General features: G+C 47.6%; 11 protein-coding genes. 8 read left to right on the top strand and 3 right to left on the bottom strand.

What is annotated here, in order from left to right; genetic code table 11:
* Window positions 1–25: 25 nt before the first annotated feature.
* Genes ACSPJT_RS07410 through ACSPJT_RS07420 form a run of 3 tightly spaced genes read left to right on the top strand, consistent with a single transcriptional unit; the run spans window position 26 to window position 2,487 of the window.
* Window positions 26–745, top strand: a complete 720-nt coding sequence (locus ACSPJT_RS07410; RefSeq protein WP_435895733.1) for a multiubiquitin domain-containing protein — start codon at window positions 26–28, stop codon at window positions 743–745.
* Complete coding sequence (locus ACSPJT_RS07415) at window positions 742–2,145, top strand: ThiF family adenylyltransferase (protein WP_435895734.1); 1,404 nt, start codon at window positions 742–744, stop codon at window positions 2,143–2,145. Before ACSPJT_RS07410 ends, ACSPJT_RS07415 begins: the two co-directional genes overlap by 4 nt.
* Window positions 2,146–2,148: 3 nt before the next feature.
* Window positions 2,149–2,487, top strand: coding sequence for a DUF6527 family protein (locus ACSPJT_RS07420; protein ID WP_435895735.1), 339 nt, complete (start codon window positions 2,149–2,151; stop codon window positions 2,485–2,487).
* A gap of 160 nt (window positions 2,488–2,647) precedes the next feature.
* Here ACSPJT_RS07420 and ACSPJT_RS07425 read toward each other — a convergent pair whose 3' ends face one another.
* Window positions 2,648–4,180 (bottom strand): anti-phage dCTP deaminase, encoded by a 1,533-nt coding sequence (locus ACSPJT_RS07425; RefSeq protein ID WP_435895736.1) that lies wholly within the window; start codon window positions 4,178–4,180, stop codon window positions 2,648–2,650.
* Between the two features lie 658 nt (window positions 4,181–4,838).
* Here ACSPJT_RS07425 and ACSPJT_RS07430 point away from each other — a divergent pair.
* The 4 genes from ACSPJT_RS07430 to ACSPJT_RS07445 all read left to right on the top strand — a co-directional run bounded on the left by ACSPJT_RS07430 (window position 4,839) and on the right by ACSPJT_RS07445 (window position 9,077).
* On the top strand, window positions 4,839–5,084 hold the full coding sequence (locus tag ACSPJT_RS07430; RefSeq protein WP_435895737.1) for a hypothetical protein: 246 nt from the start codon (window positions 4,839–4,841) through the stop codon (window positions 5,082–5,084).
* Between the two features lie 531 nt (window positions 5,085–5,615).
* Window positions 5,616–6,347 carry a hypothetical protein gene (locus ACSPJT_RS07435; protein WP_435895738.1) on the top strand — a complete coding sequence of 244 codons (732 nt, stop codon included), beginning with the start codon at window positions 5,616–5,618 and terminating at the stop codon, window positions 6,345–6,347.
* A 379-nt stretch (window positions 6,348–6,726) separates the two neighbouring features.
* Entirely contained in the window at window positions 6,727–7,575 is an 849-nt protein-coding gene (locus tag ACSPJT_RS07440; protein ID WP_435895739.1) for a PEP-CTERM sorting domain-containing protein, read from the top strand.
* Window positions 7,576–7,877: 302 nt separating this feature from the next.
* Window positions 7,878–9,077 carry a putative glycoside hydrolase gene (locus ACSPJT_RS07445; protein WP_435895740.1) on the top strand — a complete coding sequence of 400 codons (1,200 nt, stop codon included), beginning with the start codon at window positions 7,878–7,880 and terminating at the stop codon, window positions 9,075–9,077.
* A 64-nt stretch (window positions 9,078–9,141) separates the two neighbouring features.
* On the opposite strand, the gene ACSPJT_RS07450 is transcribed toward ACSPJT_RS07445, so the two are convergent.
* Complete coding sequence (locus ACSPJT_RS07450) at window positions 9,142–10,149, bottom strand: metallophosphoesterase (RefSeq protein WP_435895741.1); 1,008 nt, start codon at window positions 10,147–10,149, stop codon at window positions 9,142–9,144.
* A gap of 421 nt (window positions 10,150–10,570) precedes the next feature.
* Between ACSPJT_RS07450 and ACSPJT_RS07455 the strand changes: the two genes are divergently transcribed.
* The gene (locus tag ACSPJT_RS07455) at window positions 10,571–11,269 is read left to right on the top strand and encodes a PEP-CTERM sorting domain-containing protein (RefSeq protein ID WP_435895742.1); all 699 of its coding nucleotides are present in this window, start codon (window positions 10,571–10,573) and stop codon (window positions 11,267–11,269) included.
* A 471-nt stretch (window positions 11,270–11,740) separates the two neighbouring features.
* Here ACSPJT_RS07455 and ACSPJT_RS07460 read toward each other — a convergent pair whose 3' ends face one another.
* A complete protein-coding gene (locus ACSPJT_RS07460) occupies window positions 11,741–12,508 on the bottom strand; it encodes a PEP-CTERM sorting domain-containing protein (protein ID WP_435895743.1) in 768 nt (255 codons plus the stop codon).
* Window positions 12,509–12,602: the final 94 nt, after the last annotated feature.

A 12,602-nucleotide genomic window follows, 5' to 3' on the forward strand; every position in this document is an offset into this window, starting at 1 on the left:
GAAATAACAACTTTTAATCACTCTTATGAACCAAAACAAAGAAGACAAGGACACAGACCTCGAAGACCTCGAGGTCTGCGCCAAAGAAGGGCGGAAACCACGCTGCGTGCGTCGTTACCGCATCCGCATCGACAAAGATCGATATATCGTAAACCTCAGTCACATGACTGGCCTCCAACTCTTAGAGAAGGCTGGAAAATGTGACCCAACCTGTTGGAGGATTCACCAAAAACTCAAAGGAGGAAAGCTCGTAGAGATTCAGCCTGATGAGAAAGTGGATTTTACAACACCTGGCATTGAACGGTTTGTCACAACTCCATGTGATCAAACTGACGGCTCAGCACCACGGAGGGAGTTCAGTCTCCCAGCGTGTGATGTTGACTACCTCAATGACGAAAACCTGCGCTGGGAGCTCATCGGAGCTCCCGGCAACGGGTATGTTCTGGTTAATAACTTCCCTGTTCCCAAAGGCTACAACCATAGCGTTGTCACTGCAGCCTTGAGGGTGGAAACAAATTATCCCGATACTCAACTCGATATGGTTTATTTCTACCCTGCTTTACAACGTGTAGACGGAAAAGCCATTCCCGCACTCGCAGGGAAGACTATTGACAACAAATCCTACCAGCGATGGTCACGGCATCGCACACCTAAGAACGCTTGGAGACCAGGTGTTGACTACCTCGGAACCCATCTAGTGCTTGTCCGTCACTGGCTTGAACGCGAATTTACCAAACGACCATGAACATATCACTCAGACTAACAGGGTTACAACATCTCAGCCTTAAGAGACACCTTTTCCCTGGAGATGGGAAAGAAGCCGTGGCCATTGTTCTTTGTGGACGTCATTCAGGCGATGACCGGCATATTCTTACAGCATGCGAAATCCATCCTATCCCTCACGCACTGTGCAAGGAAAGAACACCAGACCGTGTTCATTGGGAAACACGACATATCGATCATGTTCTGGAATCTGCTATGAACAAAAAATTTGCAGTTCTGAAAATTCACAGTCATCCCACTGGATACAATCAATTCTCCGAATTCGACGACGACTCCGATCAAAGGCTCTTTCCAACATTCTATGCCCACGCTGATAACGAGCTTCCTCATGTGAGTTGCGTGATGCTCCCCGATGGTAAAATATTTGGCAGGCATGTCGCTGAGGACGGAACCTTCACTCCACTAAACCGTATTCTTATCGCTGGCGACGATATTTTAATTTGGGATGATTCTGTAGCTGAAGTAGCTATCCAAGAACACACCGTCAGAAACGCCCAGGCATTCGGCACCGGCACAGCCCAAATACTTCAAAGCCTCAAGATAGGCGTTGTAGGCTTGTCAGGCCTCGGTGCACCGCTGGTCGAGCAACTCGGTCGTTATAGTCCTAAATGCATCGTTATGGTTGACCCTGAAACCGTTGAAACGGTAAACCTGAACAGAATATCCGGCGCAACGCTAAATGACGTTGGAAAATATAAGACAGATGTTCAGAGCCGCGTGATTAAATGCATGGGCATGGATACCGAAGTATTAACCTTCCCTACTGACCTAACAAACCGCGATGCAGTTCTTGCTCTCGCTGATTGCGACATTGTATTTGGGTGCATGGATGGCGCAGGAGGTCGGCACTTATTGAATCGCCTGTGCTCAACCTACCTTATCCCTTACATCGACATCGGCGTTCGCCTTATAGCCGACGGCGAAGGAGGGGTGAGCCACATATGCGGAACTGTGCATTACCTTCAGCCGGATCAATCAAGCCTCCTAAGTCGCGGACTCTACTCCATGGCCAATGTTGAAGCCGACGATCTGCAGAGATCCGATCCAGAAGAGTATGAAATACGCAACAAAGAAAAGTATATCACGGGAGTAGAAGAAAAAAGTCCCTCTGTGGTTAGCATCAATACTCTTTATGCAAGCCTAGGCGTTCTTGAACTCTTGGCTCGCCTCCATCCATATCGTGACGATCCCAATGCAGAGTTCGCCGCTTACGGCGTGAGCCTAACTGGCTCAGGTCTCACTCAGAGTGAGGAAACTGAACGCTGCCAGGTGGTAACAAGATTTGCTGGTAGAGGTGACATGGAGCCTCTGCTAGACCTCCCCGTGCTCTGCTTACCAAAACCTATCTCCAAAACAGCTTAGGCAATGAGACTAATCTCAAAAGCATCCGCATGGTTCATTCGTTTCTTTACCAAGGGTGAACCACCTTACAAGGTCGTTTACGTTGAGGAACCTCCAACAGAACTAAACAAGAACTACCTATATTTGATTGGCGAAAACGAACACTTGTGGCACATCGTGCTACTTTGTCCATGCGGATGTAATTCACATATATACCTAAACCTGCAGCCCGAAAACCACCCTGTTTGGACTTATAGAATCCAAAAACAAAGGATATCAATAAAGCCGTCGGTCTGGCGCACGAGTGGCTGTAGATCTCACTTCTGGATTACCTCAGGAACTGTTAAGTGGGTCCTACTCTGAAGGACACAGGCCTAGCGCTCAGGCTTCTTTACGGATAAAAATTATGTTTTCTACAAATACGGTCCTGACTGAGGAACTTCTCACAATGGCCTTTACCGACTCTTCATTCTGCACAGAAATATTTACGGACACATTCTCTACCGACTTTTTATTTGCCCAATCAAGTAGTGGTTCCTGCTTTGCTATCGGTTTGGTCTGAGTTTTCTTCATTTGACTTTATTTTTGTTAAGGCTTCCGAAATAGAACGCTCAATGTGAACATACGTGTATGGCCGTATTGCAATTCTTGGAACTGCTAGCTTGGGTATGAACTCTACGACCTGACCACAGCTCTTCTTTCTCTTTATAGCTCCACCAGCACTTAAATTCATAGAAAATAAATTAAAAAACTGCCTAGGCCCAACACCAATGAACGGTCTGAATTTTATTTTATCTAGGTAAGCGTCATCAATTCCGTAAAATTCAAGCGTTCTGCTTTTGGGATAAGGTTCGACGTAAACTATATTCGTGATGCCTGCTGCAATAATGTGTTTTGCACAATTATGGCATGGAAATGTCGTTGCATAAAGGGTTGCCCCTCTACAGCTCACATTGGTTCTGCTACAGCAAAGTAGTGCCTCCATTTCGGCGTGTACCATCCGCCCATACTCAGTTATATCGCTCAAACCAGTATCCTCGAGCGCGTGCAGCACTTCACCCTTATCCACTTTTTCGCAACTTTTGATTTGGGTGATCGAGTTAACCGCTTCATTGAAAAGATCCCCTCTAACACTTGTATTCATATCCTTCCCTACCGTATAATCTCTGCCTCCTTTTTCATCATAGTAAGAAGTCTCATCCATTTCGCGCCAAAATAAACCACCTTCGGGTCGCGGGCAATCATTAGCTCCCATCGCTAAAATCTCTCTATTCGCTGCAATTACAGCCCCTACTTGCCTAGACAAATCAGCGCTTCTCAAAGAAGCTGAGAAGGCATGAAACATAGCGTATTCATCAAAACTTGGTGTTTCAAAAGGATGTCCAAATATCAGATCCACTATTCGATTAATCTGTGCTTTAAAGAAATCTTCATTTCCCGAGTCCTCTACGAAAAAATCCGAAAGATGGAACGTGTCTCTGGTTCGTTGACCATATTCGCCCTTCTCTTTCTCATCAATTTTCATGAGGGACATGGCCTCTTCAAGAGTCATCCCGCCGTCCTCACAAGACAACCTCTTAGCGCGTCTTTCAGGATCAGCATATACACCAATCATATATACTCCTCGTGGGTATACACTCCTTAAACAATCCACTTCTTCAGGCCGTTTTAGGGATGAAATTATTCGCACCCTTTTATCCAGAACAACATTAACACCGTGTTCCACTTTATTATATTCGGCATCTTTTACACGCGTTTTGTAAATAGAGTCTAATGCTCCAAGAACTAGTATTGAGTTGTCTTTATATTGTTCTCGGAGCGCATCGCCTTCATCGATTAGAAACTTCGCTCTTTTATATTTCCCTTCAGGAATCACCTTATTGGAAAGATCAGGTATAACCTCCCTACTTATTTTTGTTACAGATGAACTATAGTCATATTGCATGAATCGACTTTCCAGAGCTTCGATCACTTTTTTATGGTCGACTCCTAGCGCACCTACGATGGCTAAAACAATCTCGCTTCCACCCTCTTTTTCGTAATTAACACCATCCATTGTTTTTGTTGCTTAGGATTATCAACTCACGACTATTGTGCTGATTGTTTTATACCTGACCCATAATTATCTATCAGTTTTTGAGATCAAGGCTTAAATGGCTAGTCACACTGAGCGAGAAAGGGGGCAGATAGGAGGCAGACATAGAAATGCATCATCGACACCTCACACTCCCCTTATTTCCTCCGGTAGAATCCCCTCATGCCACGCCAAGTCAGAGTCCAGTTCGAAGACGCCATTTACCATACATCCTTCGCATAGGGCCTCGGAGGATAGGTGTGATGGCGCGGGGGAACCCGCTGGACAAGATTGTGCGCAGTGACGCGGACCGCGAGGTCTTTGAGGCGACGCTTGAGGAAGTGGTGGGCACTCAGGCCAGTGGCCTGGAATGTTGATTCTTGAATTTTGAATTAGGATAGAGCGGTCGCTACAAGGTGCCTCGGTGGCTGCCAGCAACTTCCTCGGACCTGCCGCCGTGACCGCGTAGCCAAGATGCTCCAGCCCGGCACCGACAGCTGGCCACTCCCGCTGTTTTCGAAAAAAATAGCGAAAATCATGAATAAATTGCGGTTCTCGGACGCTTATTATTTGAACTTCTACCCATTCTGGAGTAGTTCAAGACTCTCTCTAAGAGGGGAAAAACTAAACAATACATAAAATGAAACTACTTATTACTACCACATTCGCCTTTGCCGCTACGTTCGCTACGCTTTCAGCCGAAGGTGACGGCTGCTCGGGTGATGGCTGCAAAAAGAAGGGTGCCACTACTTTCGCCGTGCCTTCTGAGGACGACGGTTGCTCCGGCGACGGCTGCAAAAAGAAAAAAAAGGAGGCTACACTCAACACATCTTCAGAGGACGACGGATGCTCTGGGGATGGATGCAAAAAGAAGAAAGAAGCCTAATTCTTGACTCTGATTCTACCAAATTCAGCCGTTTCGGAAGTCCGGAACGGCTTTTTTTATCGCTGTATTTGGCTGATATTCGGAATCCCAAGGGGATTGAGCATTCTAGCCCAGGGTTGGCACAACCCTGGGACTGTGACCAGATTCTAGGCAAACACTGAAGGTGTTTTGCAGTGTTAAGGCGTATGGCGACCTCGCAGCTCCACAAGCCCTACAGGCTTGGTTTCATCATCGGGGCTCTATCCTGGGGTTGGGCCAACCCCAGGCTCGGGTGCTGAATCCTGTTGGGATTTTTCGCGTGTTTTCAGGCTAACCAATTCTTACGAACTCAAGCAGAGACGCTTGCATGATGGTGTAGAGCTCTGCACACCATAATGAAGGATATTGGCTGGGCCCGCGTAACGTGAACAAGCCACGCCTAGAGACTGCTTGCCACAGCACACTACCCGCTTTTTCGATTCATTGACAGTTGTTGGAGCTGAGGTTATAAAGTCAAGCTAACCAGCAATACAAACCACTTCAACAATCCCCATGAAAGTAATACTTTTTATCTTCGCCTGTGTCTTCTTCGCGCCCCAAGTAACCGCGCAATACGTTGTCGATTGGAAAAATGCACCACTGAATCCTAACCCTGTGATTTATACCTTAAATCACTTAAATATCTCAGGCCCAGTAAAGATGTATGAAAAAATTATATTACCCTCGGTTTCAGATACTTTTATTTTGAATGAAAAAGGACGTATCACTGTTTTTTCTGCTTCTGTGCATTCATACGACAATAAAGGATTATTGATAACGATTAAGACCAAATCTGGATCACGAACATTTACCAATAGTAAAGATGGATTCATAAAATCAGACCAATGGAATATCAGTGGTCAGATATATAATTACGGATATGAATACAATGAAAAGGGTCTGTACATTAAAAAGATAGATCTTGATAACAACAACGCACTTCTTGAAAAATTCGATTACGATACCAATCAACGAGTGGTTAAACAGGAATCTTGGAGAGCCGGGAAAATCATCAAAACCATCACCTACACGTACTCGAAGGAAGATGATTTCTTGAAAGTAATCAAAAAATCCACCACTGATGATGCTCCAGCCGTGGAAACAATTTATTTTGACTCCCGTGGAAATAATTATGGCGCGAATAAAAATCTGAAAGTTGTTAATGATTCTCACGGAAACCGACTTCACTTTCTCAATCCGAAATCAAAGGAAATGGTTAAGCAACAAAAGTTTTCTTATCACTAAATCTTGATTTAGTTGAAGCATCAATTGAATGCTTCCTTAAGCCCTGTTCAAGATACTCGCTAATAAACCTCCAGAACCAGCCTCTAAGCCTCCACCTTCCAGTCATGGTTGTTCGCTTTGCTGAAGGAGTGGACGATTTTTCCGTTTGCGTCGATGTGGCGGAAATGGAGTCGGCCGCTTTGATCCACAATAAACACCCGCTGCGAAGAATTTCCTTGGCACGGCGGGTAAGGGAGTTACATTCGAAACCAAAGTAAATACAAGCGGTGCTCATCAAAACAGTAACAACTTCTCCCTTTACTCTTCCAGTGAGCGGCATTTCTAAATTGGGAATCCCTAATTCACTACCCCCTCTTTTCCCCGCCCCCCTTATCACCCCATGAAAGCCCCTCTGAAAACCTCACTCAAAAAACAAATTCCTAGCAGTCCTATGTTAATCAATAAAATCACTCTAACTTGTGCTACTTTAGCTTGTGTGACCAGTAATCTTTCGGCAGCGGTACTACTCACAACATCAGTAAACGATGTCGTTAGTGAGACAGATGTCTCTACTCAAGGCACCTTGATCAAAGCGTATAACTTTACCACACTAGCTGGAGCGAACCCTGTGGCGAGTTCCACGGCGAATGGTGTAGATTTTCTGCACGTAACGATGGGTTCGGGTAATGATAATCTACGTAGCGGCACTACGGAGTTATCGTATCTTGATGGCAGACCATCAAATATTACAACGAGTCATGGTGCATACGGAACTGGCGGCTTGTCTGGTGGCTATGGGGAACTCATGAATTCAGCTATTTATCGAAATGGGACTACTTCAACGGGATTTCAGTTTGGACTCGGTAATCTCGCTGCAGGGACTTATGAATTGCAAATCTGGATTAGTGACACTCGGACAGCTGGGTTTAACCGGAGTGCTTCCTTGAGTTTGACTACAGGTGTCAATTTACAGACGAATACGACATTCTCAAGCGGTACTCAAAATTTGGGAAATTTAGGAACTATCGACTACAACGTTGGTGATACCGTGGGTAATTTAGGGCAATACATTACAGCTAGGTTCGAACTCACTGGAAGTGAAAATGGGCTAGTCATAAATGGAACGGCTTCTGGTGCGAATCACCAACAAATCAATGCGTTTCAACTACGTGCTGTCCCCGAACCATCATCGTCTCTACTATTGTTAGCAGGAGCCCTGGGGTTATCTTTGAGAAGACATCGAGCTTAGTGCTAGTATCGGTGGTCTTGTAGCAAGAATTCATTTTTCATCAGCCTGACTTATAGTGGGGTCCCACGCATTTTAGTTATCGTTTGAGGTCTTATACAGCTGAAGGGTGATAATGATGTTCTTTGTTTAACTTCCACAAGCCTTGAGAAACTCTTCAGATAAACTACCTAGAATATAGGCTACCACTTGGCGGGTAAGGAGGCAGGTATCAATAAGCAGCCCGGAAATAAGGCAGGGCTTGGAGGTATTCTTCTCCTTGTTTTCCCCAAGAATTGGTGTGAGCATCAGGGAGAAACGAAGTTATGAATAACCTCAGACTATACCGTGCATTCCAATTTTTAGTAATACCTTCACTGGCGGCATCATCGCTGGTGACCGCGAAGGAGTCGGTGGCTAAGTTAGACAAGAAATCCTTGCGTATAAGCGATGGGACCCAGTTCGTGCCGAAAGATTTTTTCCCAAAGTTCAGTTGGGACACCACCCCTACCTACTACATGTTCGGCGACAAAAATCGCCTCCTGCGCCCTGAGCAAGTTCGGTTCATAGCAGAGCGCACGGATTTTCTCTGTATCGAGAAATCACACGGCATGAGCAAACTGGGGGCGGCTGAACTGGGAGCCAAGCATGAGGCGGCTGCTTTTAAGAAGGTCAAACCGGAGATGAAAGTGTTGTTCTATTTCAACGCCGCCTACGCTTGGCCATACACATCCTACAATAAGGACTTCACCAAGGAGCGCATCGCAGCAAAACCTGAGCTAGAGAAGTTCCTGATTAAGAATCCGAAGACAGGAAAACTGGCCGACCGCTACGGTGCATTTTGTTTTGATGTATTAAATCCCGACTTCCGTAAGTGGTGGGTAGAAACTGTAGCCAAGGGAGTCAAAGAGACTGGCTGTGATGGTGCCTTTATCGATCAAATGCACGGCTCTGTTAGCCTTCGCAAAAACAAGAAAGTGGAGATTGAAAAAGCGATGGGTGAAATGATGGCCGCTCTGAAGAAGAAAATGCCTGCTAATAAAATCCTCCTAGCGAACAATGCCTATTCTCCTGATGCCAAACATGTTTTCCCTGTTAGTGATGCGATCATGTTTGAAAATTACGCAACCGTCAAATCCAGCAAAGAAAGCCTGTTGTCCGAGTGGGGTGAGATGCTGAGAAATGCCAAAGCAGGAAAAATTTCTGTGTTCCGTCTCGGTGTCGAAGGCACTGGCCGAAGGAATCTCAAACCTAACATGCCAGCGCTTGCTAAGAAAAAAGTGGAGTTCTCTCTGGCGTGTTACCTGATCGGAGCGCAACCGTATTCGTATTTTATGTATAGCTGGGGCTGGAAGTTATCGTCTGGCGCACTGGTGGATTTTCCTGAATTGCAAAAACCGCTCGGTGCACCCAAAGGCGCCTACAAGCGGACGAAACCAGACGGCTGGGAGTTCACGCGCGAGTTTGAACATGCCAGTGTCTGGGTGGATACAGAGAAACGTGAGGCCAAGATCACTTGGCGCTGAAACAAGCAGGCTTAGGAATGGCGCATCCCCTGCCTACTCGCTCAAAAAATATTAGAACCGGTCTCTATACCTCGACCTTCCAGTCGTGGTTCGTACCTTTGCTGAAGGAATGGACAGTTTTTCCGTTGGCGTCGATGTGGCGGAGATGGAGTCGGTCGTTCTTGATCGAGAGGTGGGAAAAGCCATGGGCGACTTGGTAGAAATTGCCCTTATGTTTTTCCTTTCCTCCTCTGACGTGCGCACCACCGCCGCCAGAAATGACAAAGGACGTTCTCAGGCCTTCGAGTTCGAGATGTTGGAGATCATGTTCGTGTCCGCTTAGATACATGTGGACGCCGGCCTTTTCCAAGAGTTCCCCGATCTCCTCGATGAGCGTGGGTGTACCCTGGTATTTGCCGTTGGAGTAGAGTGGGTGGTGGCCGAGCACCACGGTGAAGGGGGCGCGCTTGGAGGCGAGTTGTTTCTTGAGCCAGACCAGTTGTGCCGCTTGTTCTTCCAGAGTCAGCCAGCAGGCAACCTTGGGTCCGTGCAGGGGGCGATTGATGGATTCCAGGTTCGTATCCAGCATGAGAAAGGTGACCTGTGGATTCTTTGCCGGAAGATCGACGCGATAATACTTCGCCGGCATCGTCCAGCGCGTCTTGCGGTCGAGCGATGCAGCGTAGCCTAGCTGCACCTTTTCGTTGTTAGGAGTGTCTCGGTAGTCGTGATTGCCGAGAATGGCCCAGCAGGGATTCGGAAATGCTTTGGCAGGATACATTTTTGAGAATCCGGTGACCCAGCGTTTGGACTTCAAACCTCCTGCCATCTTGCGATAGAAATTGTCGCCTAACATGAGGAACCCATCCGGTTTCTTCCCCAGCTTTTCCGAGTAGCGCATCATCGACCTCGACACAGCTTTTTGCTTCTCATCCCCACTGCCAAAATCTCCGAGGGCGAACAAATCCAGCTCTGCCGCCTCGACCAACTCGCTCGCGGCAGAAGACGAGGCCAAATTCAGGTTCATGGCCACGCTAGAGCAGAAGAGAGTCTTCAAGACCCGGCGGCGTGAGATCGGAAGGTTAGGTTCCATGACGTCAAGGTAGATGAAGCTGCCTGCTGAAGTCGAACAGTTTCCCCCCATATCCTTACTAATGAAGTCTGTCCGATACGTTGGAATGTTGGTTTTTTTGAATGTTAGTGTTGAGTGGGATCCGCTTGGTTTGTCTCGGGGTGCAAACGAAGCTGGAGAATAAAAGACAGGAGCAGAGGATGTGGTGTAAGATGGCGGGCATGTACCATTTTTATATCTATTCTCTATTTCCTCTGCAGAAATAACACGAACTCACACTATCCCCTTTACCCCTTCATTTTCATATCGTAGATAGTTTCAGTGTATACCACGTTGTTTTTCAGCAACATGCCCCCCCTTTTCATCCCGTTCAAGCCTCTCCGAACACCTCATTCAATAAACAAATTCCCAGCAGTAGTAACCTTAATCACAGAAACAAACTATGCAAATCAACAAAACGCTCCTTACCATCGTCTCCAGTGCGGGCCTCGCAGCCAGCGCGTCGGCAGCCATCACCTCCACCACCTACACGGTCAACACCGATGTAGGTAACGGCACCCAGTTCTTCCAAGAACACAATAATGCTGCGGCAACATGGACCATCAACCCAGGCGTAACCGTCACCGGCGGACGCTACTTCATTGGTTCAAACGCGGGTACAGGAAATGCAGCCAGCCCGGCCGCAAGCTTCACCATCACCGGCGGCGGCACTCTTGAGATCACACGCAGCAACACCTTCAACCTCCGTTTGGGTCAAAGCAACAGCTCCGAACCCGGTAGCCTCTTCATCACCGGTGGCACCACTCTCCATATCTCCGGCACCACGGCAGGGGAATACGAGGAGCAGGCGGGTTCCTTCATCGAGCTCGACGGCCTCGGCAGCACCTTCTCGTTTGTTGATGCCACTACCGGCAGCCGTTCATACAGCGCCATCGACGATTTCTCCGGCAGTTACACCAGCCAGAGTGGTGCACCTGGAGCAATCCCCTTCCAACTCAGCACCGCCTCACAAAGCGCAGGCCATACCCTTGCGTTCTCATCCGCGGGAGGCGTGGGCACTCTTACTGTTGTGCCCGAGCCATCCAGCGCCGCCCTGCTCGGCCTCGCCGGTCTCGGCTTCATCCTGCGCCGCCGGAAATAAAACAATGTAATCTTTTTATATGTTCAGCCTCTCCGGGATTCCGGAGGGGCTTTTTTAGTCTTTGGTCTCACGTCAGATTACTTGGCTGTCTCTCTGCTGCTCATCCCTCTTCTGCTCCTTTTTACCTTCCACAACCCCAGGCGGTTGCTGAACTTCTTTGGAATTTTTCTGTGCGTGGCTTGTTGGCCTTTTCTAAAAGATTAAAAATTGGGTCTGCAAATCGAATATCTACGCCTTGCAATCATAAACCGGACACATCTCATATTCGAGATTCCCCAGGCCAATCTAGTGGAGCGCTAACTGCACATACTATTGTCACCTCGGTCAATGTGCGAGATATCCCCTTTGAGACCCCTATCCTTTCCGCTAAGAGAGCAGGTATGGAATGGTGCATCGACAAACTTGCACCGCCCCATTTCATCCATTCGAACCAAAGTGACAGACCCATCGTCCTATGAAGGGAAAGTCCTGTTATGGAATATGGTGTCTGCGCCGGATGACGACCATGGTCATCGCTGATATCATGAGCAAGCAAGTCGATGTAGGCTCTGGCACGCTGACCAAGGATACATTGTCATAGAAGCCGCCACCTCCTGCAGAGCTAAGACTGGAAGGCCCACCTAGGCGGATTGAGTCTACTCCATTCGGATGCCATGAAGCCGCGAGAACCGTGGTGGCATTGACAATTCCAGTGCTGCCGAGATCCAGCGTAAAAGTTGCATCGGTGCCATCCAAGACCACTTGGAAGCGATGCCAGCCAACGACGGGCGCGTTAGCAATCGGGTTCCCCCCGTCATCCATGATGTTATCAAACGCGACCCAGTTTGGTCCGGGCAACACCGCGCGCACGGCATAGTGGTTAGGATCATCGTACATGCCCATCTCGAGTAAGTTGGCTACGCCGGCAGATCTCAAACCAGCAGTGAGACGTTTGTTGGCGGACGCTCCATCATCATAGATATCGACCGTGTATATTAGTGGTTCTGATGCAGTAGCTTGTTGAGTGCCTATTGTGATGATGTTATCGGTACCGCCTGGATGTGACATGGATTGCCCGGAATTTCCAAATGTGGTGTTCAGACTACCTAAACCAGCCGCGCCCCACACTGTCTGCATGGAGGCTGTGTCGGAGTATGATTCAAAGTCGTCACTAAAAATAACGGTGGCAGCATCCGCACTCTTCAGGCCGCCTGCCAAAACTGCGATTACTACGAGGCTTGGTATTTTCAAAACATTCATGGGTTTTTCCTGTGGTTCACCTCTTCAGAAAGTCGTATTTTACAACGATGTAGGTATCATCTGAAAATCAAGCAGCGGTTGGTATAGGTATCAA

The organism is Oceaniferula spumae, assembly GCF_042849255.1.
Taxonomy (GTDB): Bacteria; Verrucomicrobiota; Verrucomicrobiia; order Verrucomicrobiales; family Akkermansiaceae; genus Oceaniferula; species Oceaniferula spumae.